Annotated in this window: 17 protein-coding genes; 9 read left to right on the top strand and 8 right to left on the bottom strand. The window is 71.4% G+C overall.

Annotated elements, in window-relative coordinates:
- Window positions 1-11 precede the first annotated feature (11 nt).
- A complete protein-coding gene (locus E1295_RS12325) occupies window positions 12-1,454 on the bottom strand; it encodes an NCS2 family permease (protein WP_132630382.1) in 1,443 nt (480 codons plus the stop codon).
- Between the two features lie 82 nt (window positions 1,455-1,536).
- Between E1295_RS12325 and E1295_RS12320 the strand changes: the two genes are divergently transcribed.
- A complete protein-coding gene (locus tag E1295_RS12320; protein ID WP_132630381.1) occupies window positions 1,537-1,749 on the top strand; it encodes a DUF2530 domain-containing protein in 213 nt (70 codons plus the stop codon).
- Between the two features lie 115 nt (window positions 1,750-1,864).
- Entirely contained in the window at window positions 1,865-3,340 is a 1,476-nt protein-coding gene (locus E1295_RS12315) for an alpha/beta hydrolase (protein ID WP_132630380.1), read from the top strand.
- A gap of 84 nt (window positions 3,341-3,424) precedes the next feature.
- Here the strand turns inward: E1295_RS12315 and E1295_RS12310 are convergent, their stop codons facing one another.
- Both E1295_RS12310 and E1295_RS12305 read right to left on the bottom strand, forming a co-directional pair.
- On the bottom strand, window positions 3,425-6,457 hold the full coding sequence (locus tag E1295_RS12310; RefSeq protein ID WP_132630379.1) for a sacsin N-terminal ATP-binding-like domain-containing protein: 3,033 nt from the start codon (window positions 6,455-6,457) through the stop codon (window positions 3,425-3,427).
- A gap of 113 nt (window positions 6,458-6,570) precedes the next feature.
- A complete protein-coding gene (locus tag E1295_RS12305; protein ID WP_132630378.1) occupies window positions 6,571-7,371 on the bottom strand; it encodes a DUF3027 domain-containing protein in 801 nt (266 codons plus the stop codon).
- A 125-nt stretch (window positions 7,372-7,496) separates the two neighbouring features.
- Between E1295_RS12305 and E1295_RS12300 the strand changes: the two genes are divergently transcribed.
- Window positions 7,497-9,032, top strand: coding sequence for an MFS transporter (locus E1295_RS12300; protein ID WP_132630377.1), 1,536 nt, complete (start codon window positions 7,497-7,499; stop codon window positions 9,030-9,032).
- A gap of 5 nt (window positions 9,033-9,037) precedes the next feature.
- Here E1295_RS12300 and E1295_RS12295 read toward each other — a convergent pair whose 3' ends face one another.
- Window positions 9,038-9,433, bottom strand: a complete 396-nt coding sequence (locus tag E1295_RS12295; protein WP_132331104.1) for a cold-shock protein — start codon at window positions 9,431-9,433, stop codon at window positions 9,038-9,040.
- Window positions 9,434-9,523: 90 nt separating this feature from the next.
- Window positions 9,524-10,132 carry an HAD family hydrolase gene (locus E1295_RS12290; RefSeq protein ID WP_281284735.1) on the bottom strand — a complete coding sequence of 203 codons (609 nt, stop codon included), beginning with the start codon at window positions 10,130-10,132 and terminating at the stop codon, window positions 9,524-9,526.
- Between the two features lie 113 nt (window positions 10,133-10,245).
- Here E1295_RS12290 and E1295_RS12285 point away from each other — a divergent pair, with 113 nt between their 5' ends.
- Entirely contained in the window at window positions 10,246-10,641 is a 396-nt protein-coding gene (locus tag E1295_RS12285; RefSeq protein WP_132630375.1) for a hypothetical protein, read from the top strand.
- A 61-nt stretch (window positions 10,642-10,702) separates the two neighbouring features.
- Window positions 10,703-11,320, top strand: coding sequence for a TetR/AcrR family transcriptional regulator (locus tag E1295_RS12280; RefSeq protein ID WP_132630374.1), 618 nt, complete (start codon window positions 10,703-10,705; stop codon window positions 11,318-11,320).
- Here the strand turns inward: E1295_RS12280 and E1295_RS12275 are convergent.
- On the bottom strand, window positions 11,313-12,287 hold the full coding sequence (locus E1295_RS12275; RefSeq protein WP_132630373.1) for a hypothetical protein: 975 nt from the start codon (window positions 12,285-12,287) through the stop codon (window positions 11,313-11,315). The two genes, E1295_RS12280 and E1295_RS12275, sit on opposite strands and share 8 nt — an antisense overlap.
- Window positions 12,288-12,332: 45 nt before the next feature.
- On the opposite strand from E1295_RS12275, the gene E1295_RS12270 reads away from it, so the two are divergent.
- A complete protein-coding gene (locus tag E1295_RS12270) occupies window positions 12,333-14,720 on the top strand; it encodes a helicase-associated domain-containing protein (protein ID WP_132630372.1) in 2,388 nt (795 codons plus the stop codon).
- 4 nt (window positions 14,721-14,724) lie between these two features.
- Here the strand turns inward: E1295_RS12270 and E1295_RS12265 are convergent, their stop codons facing one another.
- Window positions 14,725-15,405, bottom strand: a complete 681-nt coding sequence (locus E1295_RS12265; RefSeq protein WP_132630371.1) for a hypothetical protein — start codon at window positions 15,403-15,405, stop codon at window positions 14,725-14,727.
- Window positions 15,406-15,745: 340 nt separating this feature from the next.
- On the opposite strand from E1295_RS12265, the gene E1295_RS12260 reads away from it, so the two are divergent.
- The 3 genes from E1295_RS12260 to E1295_RS12250 all read left to right on the top strand — a co-directional run bounded on the left by E1295_RS12260 (window position 15,746) and on the right by E1295_RS12250 (window position 19,499).
- Window positions 15,746-17,224: an AMP-binding protein gene (locus E1295_RS12260; protein WP_132630370.1), complete on the top strand. Its 1,479-nt coding sequence runs from the start codon at window positions 15,746-15,748 to the stop codon at window positions 17,222-17,224.
- 96 nt (window positions 17,225-17,320) lie between these two features.
- Window positions 17,321-17,677, top strand: coding sequence for a DUF4190 domain-containing protein (locus E1295_RS49630; RefSeq protein WP_181957978.1), 357 nt, complete (start codon window positions 17,321-17,323; stop codon window positions 17,675-17,677).
- A 175-nt stretch (window positions 17,678-17,852) separates the two neighbouring features.
- Window positions 17,853-19,499: a DNA repair helicase XPB gene (locus E1295_RS12250; protein ID WP_246079993.1), complete on the top strand. Its 1,647-nt coding sequence runs from the start codon at window positions 17,853-17,855 to the stop codon at window positions 19,497-19,499.
- Between the two features lie 221 nt (window positions 19,500-19,720).
- On the opposite strand, the gene E1295_RS12245 is transcribed toward E1295_RS12250, so the two are convergent.
- The gene (locus E1295_RS12245; protein WP_132630368.1) at window positions 19,721-20,056 is read right to left on the bottom strand and encodes a hypothetical protein; all 336 of its coding nucleotides are present in this window, start codon (window positions 20,054-20,056) and stop codon (window positions 19,721-19,723) included.
- Window positions 20,057-20,062: the final 6 nt, after the last annotated feature.

Below are 20,062 nucleotides of genomic sequence, written 5' to 3'. Positions count from 1 at the left end.
CTCCCGCCTGGTCAGATGCCGAGGAGCGAGCGGATCGGACCGATCGCGAAGTAGAGCACGAAGAGGATCGTGACCGCCCACAGCAGCGGATGGATCTCCCGCGCCTTGCCCCGCACAACCTTGATCAGCACGTAGCTGACGAAGCCGGCACCGATGCCGTTCGAGACCGAGTAGGTGAAGGGCATGACCACGACGGTGAGGAACGCCGGGATGGCGACCTCGTAGTCGTTCCAGTCGATGTCACGGATCGCGGTCATCATCAGGAAGCCGACCACGACCAGCGCGGGGGCCGCGGCCTCGTGCGGCACCACGGTGACGAGCGGCGCGAAGAAGATCGCCACCAGGAACAGCAGGCCGGTGACCACGCTCGCCAGCCCCGTACGCGCGCCCTCGCCGACCCCGGCGGCCGACTCGACGTAGGTGGTGTTGGAGGAGACGGAGCCCGCGCCGCCCGCCGCCGCGCCGATCGAGTCGACGAGCAGGATCTGCTTCGTACGCGGGAGCGTGCCGTCTGCCTGGATCAGGTCCGCCTGGCGGCCGACGCCCACCATGGTCCCCATGGTGTCGAAGAAGTCGGTGATAAGCAGGGTGAAGACGAACAACACGGCTAGCAGCACTGAAATCCGGCTGAACGCGCCGAAGGGGTCGAACTCCGTGAACAGCACCAGCGGGTTGTGGAAGCCGAGGACCTGCTCGGGCATCGCGGGCACGTTCAACTGCCAGCCGCCGGGGTTGTCGGCCGAGAAGGCTCCCGACTTGGTGAGCAACTCCACGACGATCGCCAGCACGGTCGTGCCCACGATGCCGAGGAGGATCGCGCCCTTGACCTTCCGCGCCACCATCGCCGCGGTCGCCAGCAGCCCGACCACGAACACGAAGATCGGCCACGAGGTAAGAGCGCCCCCGATCCCCATCTCCAGCGGCGGCCCCGACGCCACCCGCCGTACGAACCCGGCGTCCACAAAACCGATCAACGCGATGAACAACCCGATGCCGACACTGATCGCGGTCTTGAGCTGGGCGGGAATGGCGTGGAACACCGCCACCCTGAGCCCGGTCAGCACCAGGACGGCGATGATGACGCCTTCGAGGAAGACCAGGCCCATGGCCTCCTCCCACGTCATCACACTGGCCAGGTTGAAGGCCACGAAGGCGTTCAGGCCGAGCCCGGCCGCCATGGCGAAGGGCACCCGGCCGATCACGCCCATGAGGATCGTCAGCACTCCCGCCACGAAGGCGGTCCCGGCCGCGACCAGCGCCAGGTTCGGCGTGGTGCCGTCGCCGAGGACCTGCTCCTCCACGTCCGTGCCGGTGGCGATGATGATCGGGTTCAGCACCACGATGTAGGCCATGGTGAAGAACGTGGCCAGGCCGCCCCGCACCTCGCGGGAGACGGTGGAACCTCGTGCCGAGATTGCGAAGAAACGATCTATCTTGTCACGTGTGTCGCTCACGACGCGAACAGTGGCAGTCGCGGTGAGCTGCGGAAAGAGCCAGTAATGATTTCGAGACCCTATTGCAAGCTAGGGTGGACACGTGAAGCAGGAGTGGCACCCCGACCCTGAGCCGATCGAGACCAACGGCGCCGCCGCCGTGGCCGTCGGCACCGCGGTCTGGGCCGTCGCCCTGGTCGCCCTGCTGCTCTTCCGCCCCGCCCCGGAGAACACGTGGTGGATCTGGACCTGCGTGACCGGGGTCGCCTTCGGTCTGTTCGGCATCTGGTTCGTGCGCAGACCCGGCCGGGATTGACCGGGTCGTCCGTACGCGCTGACATTCGTCATCTCCCGCTGTTCCCCGAAGTCACCCCCAAGTGGTGTTTCAGCCCACTACGTCAGCACATCTACGGTGAATCATGCTTATAGGCATGAAGAAGCCCATAGCGACATTCCTCCTGGGCGCGGCGGTCCTCACGGCCTGCGGCAGCACCGGCGAGCCCGCCCCGGCCGCCAAGGACGCCGCCAAGGACAAGGACACGGGAAGCGTGGCCTGGGCCCGGTGCACGGATCTGGTGGGCCCTGACGGCAAGCCGGTCGCCCCGGCCGCCGGCACCGAGTGCGGCACGATCCAGGCCCCCCTCGACCATGCCGACCCCGGCGGCGAGAAGATCGACCTCGCCCTGATCCGCATGAAGGCCACCGGCGACCGGCTCGGCTCGCTCGTGTTCAACTTCGGCGGCCCCGGCGCGTCAGGAGTGGACACGCTGGCGATCGCCGGCCGGGCCTTCGCCGGCCTGAACCAGCGCTACGACCTGGTCAGCTTCGACCCGCGCGGCGTCGAGCGCAGCGCCGGCGTCAAGTGCGGCGGCCAGGTGGACAAGCTCCTGTCCGCCGAGGCGGAGGCCGACGGGGACCGGGCGGCCAAGGAGTTCGCCGAGGCCTGCCAGCAGGACTCCGGCAAGATCCTGCCGCACGTCGGCACCGTCGACGCCGCCAAGGATCTTGACCTCATCAGAGCCGCGGTCGGCGACAAGCAGCTCAACTATCTCGGCTTCTCCTACGGCACCCACCTCGGCGCCGTCTACGCCACCCACTTCCCCAAGAACGTCGGCCGGTTCGTCCTCGATGGCGCCTTCGACCCTACGGTGACCTTCGAGGAGCGCGCCGTCATCCAGGCCACCGGCTTCGACCAGGCCTTCGACGCGTTCGCCAAGGACTGTGTGGCACAGAGCTGCGAACTCGGCGCCGACCCCGCGACCGTCGAGAAGACCGTCGAGACCCTGCTCGACAAGCTCAAGACCGAACCGCTCAAGGTCGGCGACCGCGAACTCACCTACAGCCTGGCCCAGCTCGCCGTCATCACCCCGCTGTACGCCAAGGCGACCTGGCCGATGCTGGAGCAGGCCGCCGCCGCGGCGCTCAAGGGGAACGGCACAGCGCTGCTCGCCCTGGCCGACTCCTACACCGGCCGCAAGGCCGACGGCACCTACTCGACGGTCATGACGAGCCTGCAGGCCATCAACTGCGTCGACAACGCGGAGCGGCCCACGGCCGCCGAGACCGCCAAGACCAACGCCAAGATCAAGAAGATCTTCCCCATCCTGTCGGTCGAGGGCTCGGGCGAGTCGTGCGGGCACTGGCCGGTGCCCGGCAACGACGAGGCCAAGCGCATCGACGCGACAGGGTCCGCGCCCATCGTCGTGGTCGGCACCAAGGGCGACCCGGCCACGCCGTACCGGTGGGCCCCCGCTCTCACCGAGCAGCTCAAGACCGGTGTCCTGGTCACCTATGAAGGCGAGGGCCACGGCGCCTACCTCAGCGGCAACGGGTGCGTCATGAAGACGGTGGACACGTACCTGGTGGAGGGCAAGGTGCCCGACGACGGCACCACCTGCGCCGCCTGACCGTCCCCACCTCACCCCCACGCGCCGCCGAGGTCGCGCGGGGGTGTCCGGCTGCCCGGCCGGGTGCCGGCGCCGGGCGGAGGGTCAGGAGAGATCGGCCTCGGCGAGCAGGAGGGGCACCGACTGGGGGTCACGCAGCAGGGCGGCCACCGCGAGCCGGTCGTTCCACTGCCCCGTCGCCCACGCCAGCCCCCTGGCCAGCCCGTCGACCCCCGTGCAGTGCACCGACCCCTCGAAGAACCGCCACGAGCACTCGACCCCGTCCACGAGCAGCTTCTCGTGCTGGACGTACGTCTGCGGCGCCGTCGGCAGCAGGGACCGCACCTCGTCCGGCACCTGCATGACCTCGCCCTGGGAGGTGACCTCGCCGGAGGTGAGCTCGCCCGCCAGCGGCAGGTCGAGCAGCTCCGACAGCGCCTCGGCCAGGTCGTAGGGGGCCAGCACCAGCGGCCGGTCGGCGACGAGCTGGAGCAGGTCAGGGGCTTCGACCACCACGACGTCGTCGGCCGGCGCCACCACGACGGAGCCCTTCAGCACCGCACGCAGGCGGGCGGGCGGCGCCACCCGTGAGGGATCGACGGCGGCCAGGGCGACCCACAGGGCACGCAGTTGCGCCCGGTCGACCTCGATCGCCTCGTCGGCCATGAGGTCCAGCAGCTCCTCGGGGCCGCCGTGGGAGTCGAGCAGCGCGGGCAGCGTGGTGCGTACGCCGAGCATGGACAACGCGCCCTCGTCGAGGCCCGCGGGAGCGTCGGCGTAGAGGCCCTGCAGCAGCGGGTCGGCGCCGGGCAGCCGCAGCTCGAGCGGCTTGCGCCCGCCGAGCACGGGATGGCCGGCCAGCCACCACGCGGTGTAGGAGGGCACCTCCACCCCCTCGATGCGCAGCGGGTGGAGCGCGGCGCGCAGCGGCGGCCTGGTCAGCAGGGCGAGCGCGGCCGGCCAGTCGGCCACGAGTTCCAGGTCGCGCACCGCCACGAACTCGGGCACCAGCGGCGGCACGTCGAGCTCGGGCAGCAGGTCGAGCACGTGGTCGAGCCATTCGTCCTCGCCGTCGAGGTCGTGGTCGCACTCGTCGTGGTCGAGCAGCACGTCGGACTCGTGCACGAGCGCGAAACCGTCGAGCACGCCGGCGGCGGCCAGCACGCGCGAGCCGTAGGTCTCGGCCAGCTCGGAGGCGGCCACGCCGAGGTGGGTGCCGGGCTCGACCACCCCCGCCAGCGCGCCGTCGGCCAGCATGAGCTCGCCCGCGGGGTAGAGCTCGCCGTCGGTGCCGCGCAGGGCCAGCTCGGCCAGCCACGGCGCCTCGCCGGGCGCCAGCCCTGACGCCTCCACCAGGGACAGCACGGCCCGCGCCACCGGCTCGGGGTCGGGGCTGTCGAGCGACTGCGCGACCGCGGCCTTGGTCAGCGGGTCGTCGAGGATCGTCCGGGGCGTGGCCTCGGCGGCGCCGAGCCGCAGCAGCGCGGGATGAGCCGCCTCCGGGTGCACGATGCGCAGCCCGAGTGGCGTCAGGTCGAGGTCGGCGCCTCCGTCGGCCAGGATGAGCGTGCCGCGCGGCCCCCGCACGAGCCGCCCGTCGGCGAGCGGCACCGGCAGCGCTCCCAGCGCCTCGGGGTCGTCGACGGGCAGCACGTCGTAGAGCGAGCGCCACCACGACGGCTCGCGCGCCTCCACGGCCTCGCCCGACAGCAGGTCGACGACGTCGGCCAGCTCGACCCTGCGCACGCCCAGCGACGTCATGGCCGGATGCCGGGCCGGCCAGCCCGCGGGCAGCAGCCCGGGGACGAAGCCGGCGACCGTCGCGAGCAGCTCGGCGGAGGCGCCCGCGACGACGGCGGCCTCGCGGCCCGGGACCACCCATCCGTCGTCGCCCGGCTCGGCCGCCGGATGCTCGACCCGCCACTCGGCGTCGGGCTCGTAGACCTCGGCCTCGGCGAACGAGGGGGTCTGGACGGCCGGCGCGGGCGCCGACAGCGCCGGCAGCAGCGGCGTCTCGGGCAGCCGGGCCAGCACGGCCCTGCGGATGCGGGCGTCGAGCTCGCCCTTGCCCATGAGGGACGGCACCAGGTCGAGCAGCCTGGACGTGCGCGGCAACTCCTGGAGCAGCCGGACGTAGGCGTCGGCCACCCGCTCGACCAGGAAGTCGGTGAGCGGGCCCTTGGCGACGTGGCGGCGGTCGGTGGCCATCGGGAACGACGCGATCAGCAGCGCGGGCAGGTCGAGCGGCTCGTCGCTGGGCGTGGGCGCGTGCACGACGGCCGGAACCGTGTCGGGCGGCGCGCCCGGCTCGCCGGTGCCGGTGACGGGGACCGCCCAGCGCAGCGACCAGTAGGGGCGGGCGCGCTCCTCGGTGGGCCGGTCGGCGAAGAGCGTGCTCACCTCGTCGGGCGTGAACCGGCCCGACTCGGACACCACGTGCCAGCCGTCGGCGACGACCGTGCGGGCCGACCCGTCGAGGTCGATCACGATGGACTCCAGCGCGGGCATGCCGAGCAGCAGCGCGGGGCTGGTCTCGGTGAGCATGCGCCGCACCGCGTCGACGGCGGCCCGGTCGCGCAGCGGAAGGCGGACGATGGTGTCGAAACCGTCGGGCACGTCGAGCGGCGGCGCGTCGAACGGCAGCCGCAGCAGCGGGACGTGGCCGGAACGGTCGGCCAGCTCGGAGGCGAGTTCGGGGATCTGCGCCACCGCGGCGGAGGTGTCGGCGCGCGACCAGCGTACGGAGCCGAGGCCGCGCGAGCCGATGGCCGGCTCGTCGCAGACCGAGACCACCGCCGCGAACCCGACGCCGAAGCGCCCCGCAGCGCCGGCGTCGTCGCGCTTGCCGGAGACCCGCAGCGTCGACAGGCCCTCGACGCCCGTGGCGTCGAGGGGCGCGCCGGTGTTGGCGGCCGTCAGCACGTCGCCCTGGAGGGTCAGCCGCAGCACCCCTGGCACGCCCGCCTGCAACGCGGCGTCGGCGGCGTTCTGTGCCAGCTCGACGATCAGCCGGTCGCGGTAACCGCCGAGCGCGAAGTCCTCCTCCGCGTTGGCGTCTTCGCGGAACCGGGCTGGCGAGGCCGTCCAGGCGGAGAGCACGGCCGCTCGCATCCGGTCGGTGCCGTAGGTGTCGCTCATCTATCACGATCCTGGTGTGAGGATAGGGGGCCACCGTAGGTTAGCGGCCTTCACCGACAGGTGAGGCGCGCGTCCCAGCGCCCCACCTACCCTCACGGCGCCGCGCACGCCCCTCAGGAGTGGCCGAGCTCCTCGGAGGCGGACGCGTCGACCGAGCCCGTCTCCTCCTCCATCAGGTCGTAACCGAGGTCGTCGAGGATGGGGATGGCCTGCTCCACGGGGGCCGGCAGCACGGCGGCCTCGGAGTGGGCGCCGCAACCGTGGTCGGCGGCCACCACCCTGCCGTCGTCGGGGGCGTATTCGTTGGCGCAGACGCCGAACGACAACCTCAGCTCACCCGCGAGCAACCAGTAGAAGCCGCAGGTGGAGCACTGCGCGGGAGCGGCGTGTGCGATCGGAGTGTGCGGCCCGTGCTCGCCCGCGTGCCAGCGTCTGGCAGCCCGGTCTCTGCCGATGGCCGAGAGCACACGGGCTCGGCCCAGGCCGTATTCGAAAACCATCTGGCGATCGGTGTCATCGTCGGTCTCGGTGAAACCCGGCGCCAGCCTGTCGTCGTCGTCCGCGGTCGGCAGCAGATCGCCCACCCCGAGGTCGCCCGGCCGCAGCCGCTCGCTCCACGGCAGCCACTCGGGCGCCAGCAGCGCCCCGGAGCCGGGCAGCAGAACCGCCTCGCTGACCGTGACCTTCTTCGCGCGGGAGGCGCGCGTGACGGTGACGGCCCAGCGCCAACCGCGATAGGCGCGGTCGAGGCAGGCGAAATAGTGGGTGACGATCCGGTCGCCCTCGCTCTCGTAGCCGAGGTGCTCGCCGGGCTCGCCCGGACGCGCCAGCTCCTCGGCCGCGGCGCGCGCCAGATCGACCGCGGCGACACAGGCCTGGTCGGGAGCGGAGACGCGGGCCCTGGTGCGGCTCATCGGACCGCCTCCGCCGAAAGGTGCTGTTCGCTCACACTTCATTCTCACCCATGACGGGACCTGGAAGTCCCACAACGGGGGATCCCGCTCCGAGATCAGCGACGAATCGGGTAAGACTGGTAGGCGTGCAGGGAGGCTGGGAGCGGGCCCGCGAGGTCTCGCGGCGGATGGCGCACGGCGTCGCCGACGCGGGCCGTGCCACCCTGCGCGCGAGCAAGGCCACGGCTGGCGGCACCGCGCGGGCGGGCAGGTTCACCGCGAAGGGCGCGCAGAAGGTGGGCCGGGCCACCCGCCGCCTCACCCACGCCGACGGCGCCGGCCGCACCGGGCTCGGCCGCCTGATCGAGCTGTCGGCCGGCAACAGCGCGAGCGACGCGCTGGTCACCGTGGCGCTGGCGAGCACGGTGTTCTTCGGGGTGCCCGTCGGGGAGGCCCGCGGCTCGGTCGCCCTCTACCTCGTCATCACGATGTTGCCGTTCGCGCTGCTCGCGCCGTTCGTCGGGCCGATACTCGACCGGTTCAGGTCGGGGCGGCGCTACGTGATCGCGGGCACGCTGTTCGGGCGGGGCCTGCTGTGCTTCGCCATGGCCGCCGCGGTGGGGCCGGGCGACCTGCCGACGTTGTTCATCGGTGCGCTGGGCGTGCTGGTGTTGTCGAAGGCGCACAACGTGTCCAGGGCGGCGATCATGCCGAGCGTGCTGCCCGCCGACATCACGCTGGTCTCGGCCAACGCCAGGGTGGCGCTGTTCACGCTGGTCTCCGCGGGCGTGGTCGTGCCGGTCGGAGCGGGGCTGACCGCGTGGCTGGGCAGCGCGGCGGTGCTGCGCATCGCGATGGTGGCCTTTCTGCTGCTCGGGATCGCCGCCGTACGCCTGCCGCGGCACATCGACTCCCCCGACCTGGAGGAGGAGGGCGCCGCACCCCGCTGGCGCACGCTGCTCAAGGTGGGCCCCACGGTCGCCGAGGCGGTGTGGGCCAACGTGGCCGTCCGGGTCTTCTCCGGGTTCCTGCTGTTCTTCCTGCTGTTCCTGGTGCAGGACCGCGCGGTTCCCTGGCTGGCGGCGACGCAGCCGCAGGCGGCGGCCGACCCGTTCTTCGACATCCCCAAGACGATCGCGCTGCTCGCGGCGGCGGCCGGGCTGGGCGGGCTGGCGGGCGCCGCCGTCGCCAATTGGACCCGCAACCACGCGCCGCAGCTCATCGTGCTGGCCACCCTGGCCGTGACCAGCGTCACCACCATCCTGACCGCGATCTTCTTCGGCCTGTGGGCCGCGCTGGCGATCTCGCTGATCACGGCGTTCGCGCAGGAGCTGGGCAAGCTGGCGCTCGACGCGATCGTGCAGCGCGAGATCGGTGAGGAGGTGCGCTCGTCGACGTTCGGGGTGGTCGAGGCCGTGCTGCAGCTCGCCTGGGTGTTCGGCGGGCTGGCCGGGCTGGTGCTCTCGCTGTCGCAGAGCAGCACGGCCGGGCTGGTCACGCTGGCGGTCGCGCTGACGGTGGCGCTCGCGTGGCTGCTGGTCTCCAGGATCAAGCACGCGCGCGCCGCCGACGCCAAGCTGCACCGGCAGCGCGCCGAGGCCGCCGCCCAGCAGCCGCACCCACCGCAGCAGCGTCAGGACACCCTCGACCCGACCAAGCCGCTGACCAATCCCAACGGCTGAACGCCTCAGGCGTCGAGGTCGTCGGCGACCGCCCGCAGCACCTGCGCGATCTTCTTGGCGTGCGCCGCGTCCGGGTGCTTGCCCCGCTGGTAGGAGGTCGACACGCCGTCGAGCAGCTTGATCAGGTCTTCGACGATGACCACCATCTCGTCCGGCTTCTTCCGCTTGCCCTTGGGCTTGACCTTGGCCAGCGTCGGCGGCTGCTCAAGGATGCGGACCGAGAGCGCCTGCTGGCCCCGGCGGCCCTCGGCCACGCCGAACTCGACCTTCTGGCCGGGCTTGAGCGGGCCTGCGCCGGTGGGCAGCGCGGATGAATGCACGAAGACCTCACCGCCGTCGTCGCGGGTGAGGAAGCCGAATCCCTTGTCGGCGTCGTACCACTTGACCTTGCCACTCGGCACAGGAGGACCTCGTTCAAACAGTCGAAAAAGAAGGATGGATGTAGGTTATGCCCCGAAGAGCGCCAGGGCGACCGGGTAAATGGCGGCGAATTAGCCAAGTTCCGCTTGTGTACGCCAGTCGGCGAACCAGGCGGCGAAATCGGTCAGGTCGGGCAACGCCACATCAGCTCCGTGATCTTGCAGCTCTCCAGCCGTGTAAGGGCCCGTCGCGACGGTCACGCTCACCGCGCCGCCCGCACGTGCCGCCTCGATGTCCGCGACATGGTCACCAACATAAGCCGCCGCGCCGAACCGCGCGAGTGCCGATCCTTTCCGGGCGCCGAACAGCGAGCCGACCACCTCGTCCACGGCCAGCCCGAGCAGCTCGACCGTGCCGATCGCGTCCCTGGTGTTCTTGCCGGTGACCACGATGACCCGCCCGCCGGCCGCGCGTACGGCCTCGATCGCGTCGTACGCGCCCGCCATCGCCGTGTGCACGGGAACGCCCAGCTCCGGATAGAGCTGACGATAGAGATCGGCCGCGGCGGGCACCGCCTCGGGCGCCAGCCAGTTGGCCAGTTCCATCTCCAGCGGAGGGCCCAGCCGGCGCACGATCGCCGCACTGTCGAAGGGCACACCGAGGCGGACGGCCAGCTCGTCGTAAGTGGCCGCGATCCCCGCCCGCGTGTCGGCCAAAGTCATGTCAAGGTCGAACCCCACCGAAGTAACCACAGGAGCAGGATGCCAAACAGGGCCCTACTCCCCGTAACGGGCCCTTGTTCTGGAACCCCAGTAATGGGAAGAAAGGAATTACTTATGGGAGAGGAGCGGCCGTGACCCACACCCCCAGACCGCCGCAGGCCGGAGACCGGCTCGTCGCCTCCTCCGCCCAGCCGCGCCCGCACCGGCCCGCCATGCCCGGCGGCCGGATCGCGACGCCGTGGCAGCGTGCCGTGTCCGCGGTGGCCTACCTGGTGAAGGTGGCCTCCAGGGTGGCCGCGCTCTCCGTGCTGCTCTACGCGGTGTTCACCGTGTTCGAGGCCAACCCGGCCAACATCTGGTACCAGTTCGTCGAATCGCTGGCCTCGTGGGCGTCCCTGGGCCTGGCCGGCCTGTTCCAGCTCGACGACCCCCGCTACACGGCGCTCGTCAATTACGGCCTCGCCGCGGTCGTGTGGCTGATCATCGGCTCGGCGCTGGCCGGGTTGATCCGGCGCGCCGCTCCGTGAGGGCGACGGGGAGCCGTTGCGGGCAACGGCTACGCTCCTTACCGGAGGTATCAGGATAAACATGACCAGATCGACCCGTGAGCGGATCGTCGATGAGGCTCTGCGGCTGTTCGCCGAGCGGGGTTACGCCGCCACTTCCGTGGCCGAGATCGAGGCCGCCTCAGGGCTTTCACCCGGCGCCGGAGGGCTCTACCGGCATTTCAAGTCCAAGTACGAGGTGCTCGCCGCCGCGATCAACCAGCACGCCGCGCGCACCAGGAGCCAGGTGGCGGAGAGCCTGGCCGAGCTGAGCGCCATGGAGTCCTCCGCCGACCTGGAGGAACGCCTGGCCCACATGTGCCGCGCCGGGCTGGCCAAGGTACGCGAGGAGTCGGAGCTGACCCGGGTGTTCTTCCGCGACCTGAGCCAGTTCCCCGAACTGGTCGCCGTGGTACGGCAGGGGCTGCTGCAGCCCATGTTCGACGCGATCGTCACCTGGTTCAGGGCACAACCGGAATATCAGGACGTGGAACTCGACTGGGCGGGCATCGCTGCCGTGCTCGGCGGCTCGGTCGTGCACTACCGGCTGTTCCAGGAGACCGTGGGCGAACTGCCCGGCCACGCGGAGAAGGACCAGTTCGTCACCGCGTGGGTACGCCTGGCCGTCGGGCTGCTCCCCGCCCCGGCACCCGTCAGGTGACGTCGAGCAGCCGGTAGGCCAGCCACACCACGCCGAGCCCCGTACCGATCATGAACATGGTTCCGCTGACGTCGAAGAACTGCGTCACGAACGCCGACAGCCCGGCCTCCGTACCGACCCGCAGGCCGCCGATCAGCACTCCGCCCACCGAGTAGCCGAGCATCGGCGCGCCGATCCCGAGCACCTTGTCGCGGATCGTCCAGACGTCGCTCCACAGCACCAGCGCGGCGCCGAGCGCCCACACCACGACGGGCACCTGGAAGATCGCCAGCGGCGGCAGGTCGAACGGCACCAGCAGCGCCGCCACCACCAGGATCACCATCGCGGCGGCGTCGCGCGGATGCTCCTTGACGATGGTCCTGGCGTCCCTGCCGTCGGTGGCCAGCGGGTTGGCGCTGAACATGGCGACCTTGCGCAGCCCCGCGAACGGCAGGTCCACGCCGGGCCGCCGGTTCAGCTGCTCCTGGGCGATCCTGCGGTGCTCGCGTACGCCGGGCGGCAGGTCACGGTCCTCGGCGACGGCGGCGAAGCGCAGCGTGGCTCCGGCCTCCTCCTCCGGCGGCGACCCACCGACCGTACGGGACCCCGACGCGGACGCGCCGGACGCGCCGGGACCCGACGCGGAGGTGCCCGGCCCGGCAGCACCCGACCCGGAAGCGCCCGGCGCGGGCGTGTCCGGCGTGACGGGCGCGGTCGTGGGGGTCGCCGGCGGTCCTGAGCGCAGCGTCGCGATCCCCGCCGCGGCCAGCCGGCGGGCCTCGCGCTCGACCAGCGCGGCCGGATCCCCGAACCTGGCCAGCACCTTCGCCACCTCGCGAGGCTTGCGACCGCCGCCCAGCTCGACCTCGATCCTGGCCCGCAGCCGCTTGGCGAAGTCGAGCCGCTGGTCGGCTCTGAGCACGCCGTGGGCGGCGTCGGCCGCCTTGGAGACGTAGTTCAGCACCTGCTGGTCGGCTCGCTCAATCACGTCAAGCAATGCTGCCTCAATCAGGGTGGACATACCATGGCAACGATGGAGTTCACGGAGTGGATCAGGGGACGCACCGACGGGCAACTGCGGGCGCTCGTGTCCGCGCGTCCCGAGCTGATCACTCCGGTGCCCGCCCACCTGGAGGGCCTGGCGTCGCGGGCGGCCAGTCCTTCGGCGATCGGCAGGGTGCTCGACCGGCTCGACCGGTTCACGCTGGCAGTCGTCGAGACGCTCGCCGTCCAGCCGGGGGCGATCTCCAGGGAGCGGCTGCACGACCTCATCGCCGCGGCCCTGGCCGACGACCAGGAGAAAGACCCGGAGCCCGCGCTGTCGGACGCGCTCACCAGGTTGTGCGACCTCGCCCTGGTCTACGGCCCCGACGACGCGCTCGACCTGGGCCCCGGCGTACGCAAGGTGCTGGAGGACCCGGCGGGGCTCGGCCCCGCAGCCGTCGACGCGTTCCGGCACCACGCGCCCGAGCACCTGGAGGAGATGGCCGACGACGTCGCCCCCGGCACCGAGGGTCCGGGCAAGGAGCGGCTTGCGGCAGCCCTGGCCGAGCCGGCCGAGCTCGTCGGCGCCGTCTCCGCCGAGGCCAAGGGCGCGCTCGACCAGCTCGCCTGGGGCCCGCCGACCGGGCGGGTGCCCAACGCCAGACGCGAGGTGCGGGTGGCGGCGGCCCGTTCGCCCATCGAGGAGCTGCTGGCGCGTGGCCTGCTGGCGGCCACCGGCGAGGACAGCGTGACCTTGCCCCGCGAGGTGGGCCTCTACCTGCGCGGCGGCCGGGTGCACCGCGGCCTGCTGGCCACGCCGCCGCCGCTCGAAGGAACCGCGCGTGACCCCGAGCTGGCCGACCGCACGGCGGCCGGGCAGGCGTTCACGTTCGTCAGGGCCGTGGAGGAGCTGTGCGAACGGTGGAGCGTCGAGCCGCCGGGGGTGCTGCGCACCGGCGGGCTCGGCGTACGCGACCTGAAACGTACGGCGGGCGAGCTCGACCTGCCCGAATGGGTGACGGCGCTGGTCGTCGAGGTGGCGTACGCGGCCGGCCTGATCGCGGCCGGAGGCGGCGTCGACGGCGAGTGGCTGCCGACGCCCGGCTACGACCTGTGGCGGGTCAGGTCGGCCGCCGACCGGTGGCTGGCGCTGGCGTCCACCTGGCTGCGCATGGACCGCGTGCCCGGACTCGTCGGCGAACGCAGCCGCGGGGACAAAGGAGCGAACGGCGAAACGGGCGGGAGGCGCGGCGACGAGCGTGACAGGCCGTTCAACGCCCTGCACACCGACCTGCGCCGTTCGTCCGCCGCCACGGTCAGGCAGGCCACGCTGCGGGTGCTGGCCTGCGCCCCCGGGGTCGCGCCCGAGCGTGACTCCGTGCTCGAACGGCTGGCGTGGGAGCAGCCGCGCCGCCGGGGGCCGCTGCGCGAGCAGCTCACCGAGTTCGCGCTGCGGGAGGCCGAGCAGGTGGGCGTGACCGGGCTGGGCGCGCTGGCCGGGCACGGGCGGGCGCTCGTCGACGGCGACGACGCCGCCGCGATGCTCGCGCCGCTGCTGCCGGAGCCCGTCGACCACGTGCTGCTCCAGGCCGACCTCACCGCCGTCGCGCCGGGCCCGCTGACCAGTGAGCTCAACCGGTGGATGGCGCTCACCGCCGACGTCGAGTCGAAGGGCGGCGCCACGGTCTACCGGTTCAGCGAGGGCTCCGTACGCCGGGCGCTCGACGCGGGGCACGGCGCGGAGGAGCTGCTGTCGGTGCTCGGCCGCCATTCGGCGACCCCGGTGCCGCAGGCGCTGTCCTATCTGGTGACCGACGTGGCCAGGCGGCACGGCCGCATCCGGGTGGGCACCGCGAGCGCGTACATCCGGTGTGACGACCCGGCGCTGCTCGACCAGATCACCGCCGACCGCCGCTCCGCCGCGCTGCGGCTGCGCCGGCTCGCCCCCACCGTCATCGCCTCCCGATCGTCACGGGCGGCGCTGGTCGACTCGCTGCGCGCCATGGGGTACGCCCCGGTCGCGGAGTCGATCGAGGGCGACGTGATCATCTCCCAGTTCGACAGCCGCCGCACCGAGGGCACGGCGCCGGTGCGCACGGTCGCGTCGGCGAACGGCCTCGACCCCGAGGTGGCGGCGGCGGCCGTACGCGCGTTGCGGGCCGGCGACGCGGCGCACCTGGCGCGGCGCGAACCCGTCGACGCGCCCAACGGCCAGGTGCCGCGCGGGCCCGCGACCGCCACGATCTCGGCCCTGCAGGAGGCCATCAAGCAGGGTGTCCGCGTGTGGATCGGCTACCTCGACTCCCAGGGCAACGCGACCTCGCGCATCCTGGAGCCGGCCCGCATGGAGGGCGGCTATCTGACGGCCTACGACGAGACCCGTGCCGCCGTGCACCGTTTCGCCCTCCACCGCATCACGGGCGTGACAGGCCTGTAGGCGATCAGCGCGCCGGTTCCGCGTCGCGGACCAGCCCCGCGGCCAGGCGGACCACCTCGGCCGGTGTCGGCAGGGCGAGCGCCCGGTTCCTGGCGGCGGCCAGTTGCTCGGCTCCGGTGCCCGCGCGGGCCCCGTAGGTGCTCAGGCAGAGGTCGAACAGCTCGCCGGGGTCGGGGGCGCACCACGGCTGCTCCACTTCGACCGCCAGGGAGGGCACGCCGTTCCTGGTGATGACGAGGTACGAGCCCAGCTCGGCGAGCTTGCGGGCGAGGTTGACCAGTTCGATGCGCTCGGCGCGGGGGGCCATCCAGTCGTGCAGCACGTACGCCCGCCCGGGCCCGTAGTCGGTGGCGGAGAGCAGGTCGAGGGGGGTGGCGGCCGGGGACAGCACCGTGATCGTGCTCTCGGCCAACGACATGCGCGAGAGCAGGGCGATGGCCCCTAATCGTTTGCCGGTCTCCTCCGCCCCCACGAGAACCAGCAGGTGCCGCATGGACAGGCGGCGCACGGCCTCGGGGAAGCAGCCGGGCTCGCGGTAGGAGCGGAGCAGGATGTCGGCCTCTCGCCGGCTGAGATCTCGCTCGACCGGATCGGCCGCGGCGCGGGGCCGGTCATTGACGGCGATGACGCTCTGACCGAGCGTTATGGTGTCGACGATCTCGCCTGGTTCAGGCGTGTCGGTCACGAAGCCACCTCGGTGGTTGACTGGAAACTTGTCTACAGAAAAGTTTGATGTTCAAAGACTTTCTTCTTTTTCCACGAAGGCAATACGGAGCGTAACAACACCGCTGCGACCTGGCCTTGCGTGCGGCCTTCCGGCATTATGAGGACACGTCGACCACTCCCTTCGCCTAGATCTTCCACCATGCCGCGAGCGAGGTCGAGCAGAAAACGGAAATGGCCGCCGGACGGGGTTTCATATCGTTTTACGGGCCGGCGACAATCACCGGCATTGACCGTCCGAGGGGGCTACGCCCCGACATCAAGGGTTGACGGCGCAACCTCACTCGCATCAGGTTGGGCCTGTGACCGAGCAGACGCTGGGCGGACTCGCCGAGGAGTCCTGGAGCCGCTTCGACGACCACGACGCGATCTTCTACGAGGGGACGTGGCTGCGCAGTCATGCGCTCGCCGTACGCGCGCGCCGCGTGTGCGGGGGATTCGTCGCGGCAGGCATCAGGCCGGGCGACCGGGTGGCCGTGATGATGGCGACCTCGCCCGAGGTTCCGCTGGTCTACCAGGCGTTGTGGGCGGCGGGCGCGGTGGTGACGCCGGTGGTGTTCCTGGTGGGCGCCGAGGAGCTGCGGCACATCCTGCTCGACAGCGGCGCCCGCGCGATCGTCACCTCGCCCGAGCTGAAGGAGACCGTACGCGCCGCCGCCGTCGACATCCCGGTCCTCGTGGGCACGGCCGAGCTGGAGCAGGCCCCCGAGCAGGGACTCGTACGCAGGGACCCCGGCGACCTGGCCGCCCTCATGTACACCGGCGGCACCACGGGCAAGGCCAAGGGCGTCATGCTGAGCCACCGGGGCCTGTGGCAGGTGGGCAAGGCCGTCTATGAGCTGTCCCGGCAGGAGGGCAAGACCCGGGCGCTGATGCCCGTGCCGCTGTCCCACGCGTACGGGCTGATCATCTCGGTCGCCTCGATGCACGCCACCGAGCCGCAGCAGGCGGTCCTCATGCGCTGGTTCGAGCCGAAGGCGTTCCTGTCGCTGGCCGCCGAGCAGCGCGTCCAGTACGGCACCGTCGTACCGTCAATGATCCAGATGCTGCTCGCCGAGCCGCTGGAGTCGCACCCGCTGCCCGACCTCGCCTTCCTCACGTGCGGAGCGGCGCCGCTCGGCAGGCAGACGCTGGCGGAGTTCGAGCGCAGGATGCCGGGCGTGCAGATCCTGGAGGGCTACGGGCTGACCGAGACCAGCGCCGTGACGACCTTCAACCCGCCGGGCCGGCGCAAGGCCGGCAGCGTCGGCCTGCCGCTGCCCGGCTACACGATCACCATCCGCGACAACGAGGGCGAGGCGGCGGAGACCGGGGACATCGGCGAGATCTGCGTCTCCGGCGAGTCGCTGATGCTCGGCTACTGGGGCGAGCACGAACCCGACCCCGAGGGCACGGCGCTGACCGGCGGGGAGCTGCGTACGGGTGACATCGGCTGCGTGGACGACGACGGCTACCTCTACGTCGTCGACAGGAAGAAGGACCTCATCATCCGCGGCGGCTTCAACGTGTTCCCCCGCGACGTGGAGGACGCGCTCGACCAGCATCCCGACGTGGTGATGTCGGGCGTCGTCGGCCGTCCGGATCCGCGCGTCGGCGAGGAGGTCGTGGCGTTCGTGCAGCTCAGGCAGGGCGCCGAGGTCGAGGCCGAGGAGCTGATCGCGTGGGCCCGCGACCGGGTGGGCAGGGTGAAATATCCGCGCGAGGTGAGGTTCGCCGACTCGATCCCGGTCACGAGCGTGCTCAAGCTCGACCGCAAGGCGCTGCGCGCGCTGCTGGGCTGAACGGCGGCGAACCCGTCACGGCGGCACCCGAGTACACGAACTGCGGTCAGCCGCGCCTCAATTCCGTGATAATTGTTGACCTGTCTGGAGGTGAACATGAGCCAGGAAGACCCGTCGGGCTATCCGTACCAACCGTACGGCGCGCCCTACGGCGACCAGCCTCCGCCACAATACGGCTATGGCTACGGTTATCCGCCGCCGCCGCGCAACGACGGCCCGATGGCCAACGCGATCGTCTCGCTCGTGCTCAACCTTCTCGCGCTCGTCTCCTGCTGCAACGTCCTCGGCCTGCCGGGCGCCATCCTCGCGGGGCTGGCGCTGAGCAGGTCGCGCAACGAGCCGCAGACCGCCCGCACGATGGTGATCTGGAGCTGGGTCCTGTTCGGCACGGGCTTCGTGCTGGGCGTCGGCACGTTCCTGTTCCTGGGCCTCAACGGCTACCTCGACGATTAGGCCGGCCTGGAGCCGCACTGCGGCTCTGACACGGCGGCTTCGACAACGGCGGCGCGTCCAGGGGCGTCCGGACTAATCCGGGCGCCCTGAATGTTGCACACTGGAGCGGCCGAGCCGGGATCAGGAGACGATGGTCCTGCCGGGCCCCCGTACCGAACCCCACGGAGACAAGCCAGTGAGCGATGGACCGCTGATCGTGCAATCGGACAAGACGCTGCTGCTCGAGGTCGACCACGAGCGGGCCGACGCGTGCCGCAAGGCGATCGCGCCGTTCGCCGAACTCGAACGCGCCCCCGAGCACGTGCACACCTACCGCGTCACCCCGCTGGCGTTGTGGAACGCCCGCGCGGCCGGGCACGACGCCGAGCAGGTCATCGACGCGCTGATCAGCTTCAGCCGCTATCCGGTGCCCCACGCCCTGCTGGTCGACATCGCCGAGACCATGGCCCGCTACGGCCGGCTGCGCCTGGAGAAGGACCCGGCCAACGGCCTGGTGCTGACCTCCACCGACCGGGCCGTGCTGGAGGAGGTGCTGCGCTCCAGGAAGATCCAGCCGATGCTGGGCGAGCGGCTCGGCCCCGACTCCGTGATCGTGCACCCGAGCGACCGGGGCAACGTCAAGCAGGCCCTGCTCAAGCTCGGCTGGCCGGCCGAAGACCTGGCCGGCTACGTCGACGGCGAGCAGCATCCGATCACGTTGCGGCAGGACGACTGGAAGCTGCGCCCCTACCAGCAGGAGGCCGCCGACGCCTTCTGGCACGGCGGCTCGGGCGTGGTCGTGCTGCCGTGCGGCGCGGGCAAGACGCTCGTCGGCGCGGCCGCGATGGCGCACGCCCAGGCCACCACGCTGATCCTGGTGACCAACACCGTCTCCGCCCACCAGTGGAAGACCGAGCTGCTCAGGCGCACGTCGCTGACCGAGGACGAGATCGGCGAATACTCCGGCACGAAGAAGGAGATCCGCCCGGTCACCATCGCCACCTACCAGGTGATGACCACCAGGCGGAAGGGCGTCTACAGCCACCTGGAGTTGTTCGACGCCCGCGACTGGGGCCTGATCGTCTACGACGAGGTGCACCTGCTGCCCGCCCCGATCTTCCGGATGACCGCCGACCTGCAGGCCCGCAGACGGGTGGGGCTGACCGCCACGCTGGTGCGCGAGGACGGCCGCGAGGGCGACGTGTTCTCGCTGATCGGTCCCAAGCGTTACGACGCGCCGTGGAAGGAGATGGAGAACCAGGGCTGGATCGCGCCGGCCGACTGCGTCGAGGTGCGGGTGACGCTCACGGACGAGGAGCGGCTGGCGTACGCGATGGCCGAGTCGGAGGAGCGCTACCGGTTCTGCGCGACCACGCCGTCCAAGACGCAGGTGACCGAGGCGCTGGTACGCCGTCATCTGGGCGAGCAGGTGCTGGTCATCGGCCAGTACATCGACCAGCTCGACGAGCTCGGCGAGCATCTCAACGCGCCGGTGATCAAGGGCGAGACGCGGGTCAAGGAGCGCGAGCGCCTCTACCAGGCCTTCCGCGACAAGGAGATTCAGGTCCTGGTGGTGTCGAAGGTGGCCAACTTCTCCATCGACCTGCCGGAGGCGGCCATCGCGATCCAGGTGTCGGGGACGTTCGGCTCGCGTCAGGAGGAGGCGCAGCGGCTCGGGCGGGTGCTGCGGCCCAAGGCCGACGGCGGGGGCGCCCGGTTCTACACGGTGGTCAGCCGCGACACGGTCGACCAGGAGTTCGCGGCGCACCGGCAGCGGTTCCTGGCCGAGCAGGGGTACGCCTATCAGATCATCGATGCCGACGACGTGCTCGGCGGTGTGTGACGGGGATGCCGGCGGTCATGCCCAGCCGCTCGCCCGAGCGGCCGGGCATCAGCGTGGCTTCACGTCCACGAGACTCCGCGGGTCGAAGACAATCGAACCACCCCCCTCACCTGCGTACTATCACGCCGCCTGCGACATACCCCCATGATCCGACAAACCCACCTGATATGCCCGAATTTTTCGGTATTCCGAGCTTGATCCCATGAGAGCGGATCTGCCCCTTATCTGACCAGCAGACCGCCGACGAAGAGCACGCCCTCCGCGACGATCCAGAACAGCATCCCCGCGCCCATCAGCTGACCGAACGTCCGCGGGTCGTGCCGCGCCCACGGCAGCCAGGCCGCCACGGTGCAGCACGCGGCGACCACCGCGAACGCACCCGACAGCGTGGCGACCATGCCCAGCCGCTCCGAGCACGTGGCCACCGACTCGCCACCCGCACAGAACGCCTGCAGCCCCCATCCCGCGAACACCGACAGACCCCACAGCGCCGCCAGGAGAGAGCTCGCGACCGTGGGGATGATCGGCGAGAAACGCAGCCGGACCCGCACCACCACCTATGC

The organism is Nonomuraea mesophila (assembly GCF_004352805.1).
In the GTDB taxonomy this organism is placed as follows: Bacteria; Actinomycetota; Actinomycetes; order Streptosporangiales; family Streptosporangiaceae; genus Nonomuraea; species Nonomuraea longispora.
The sequence above is the reverse complement of the archived record's forward strand: the minus strand, read 5'-3'. Positions and strand labels throughout refer to the sequence as shown.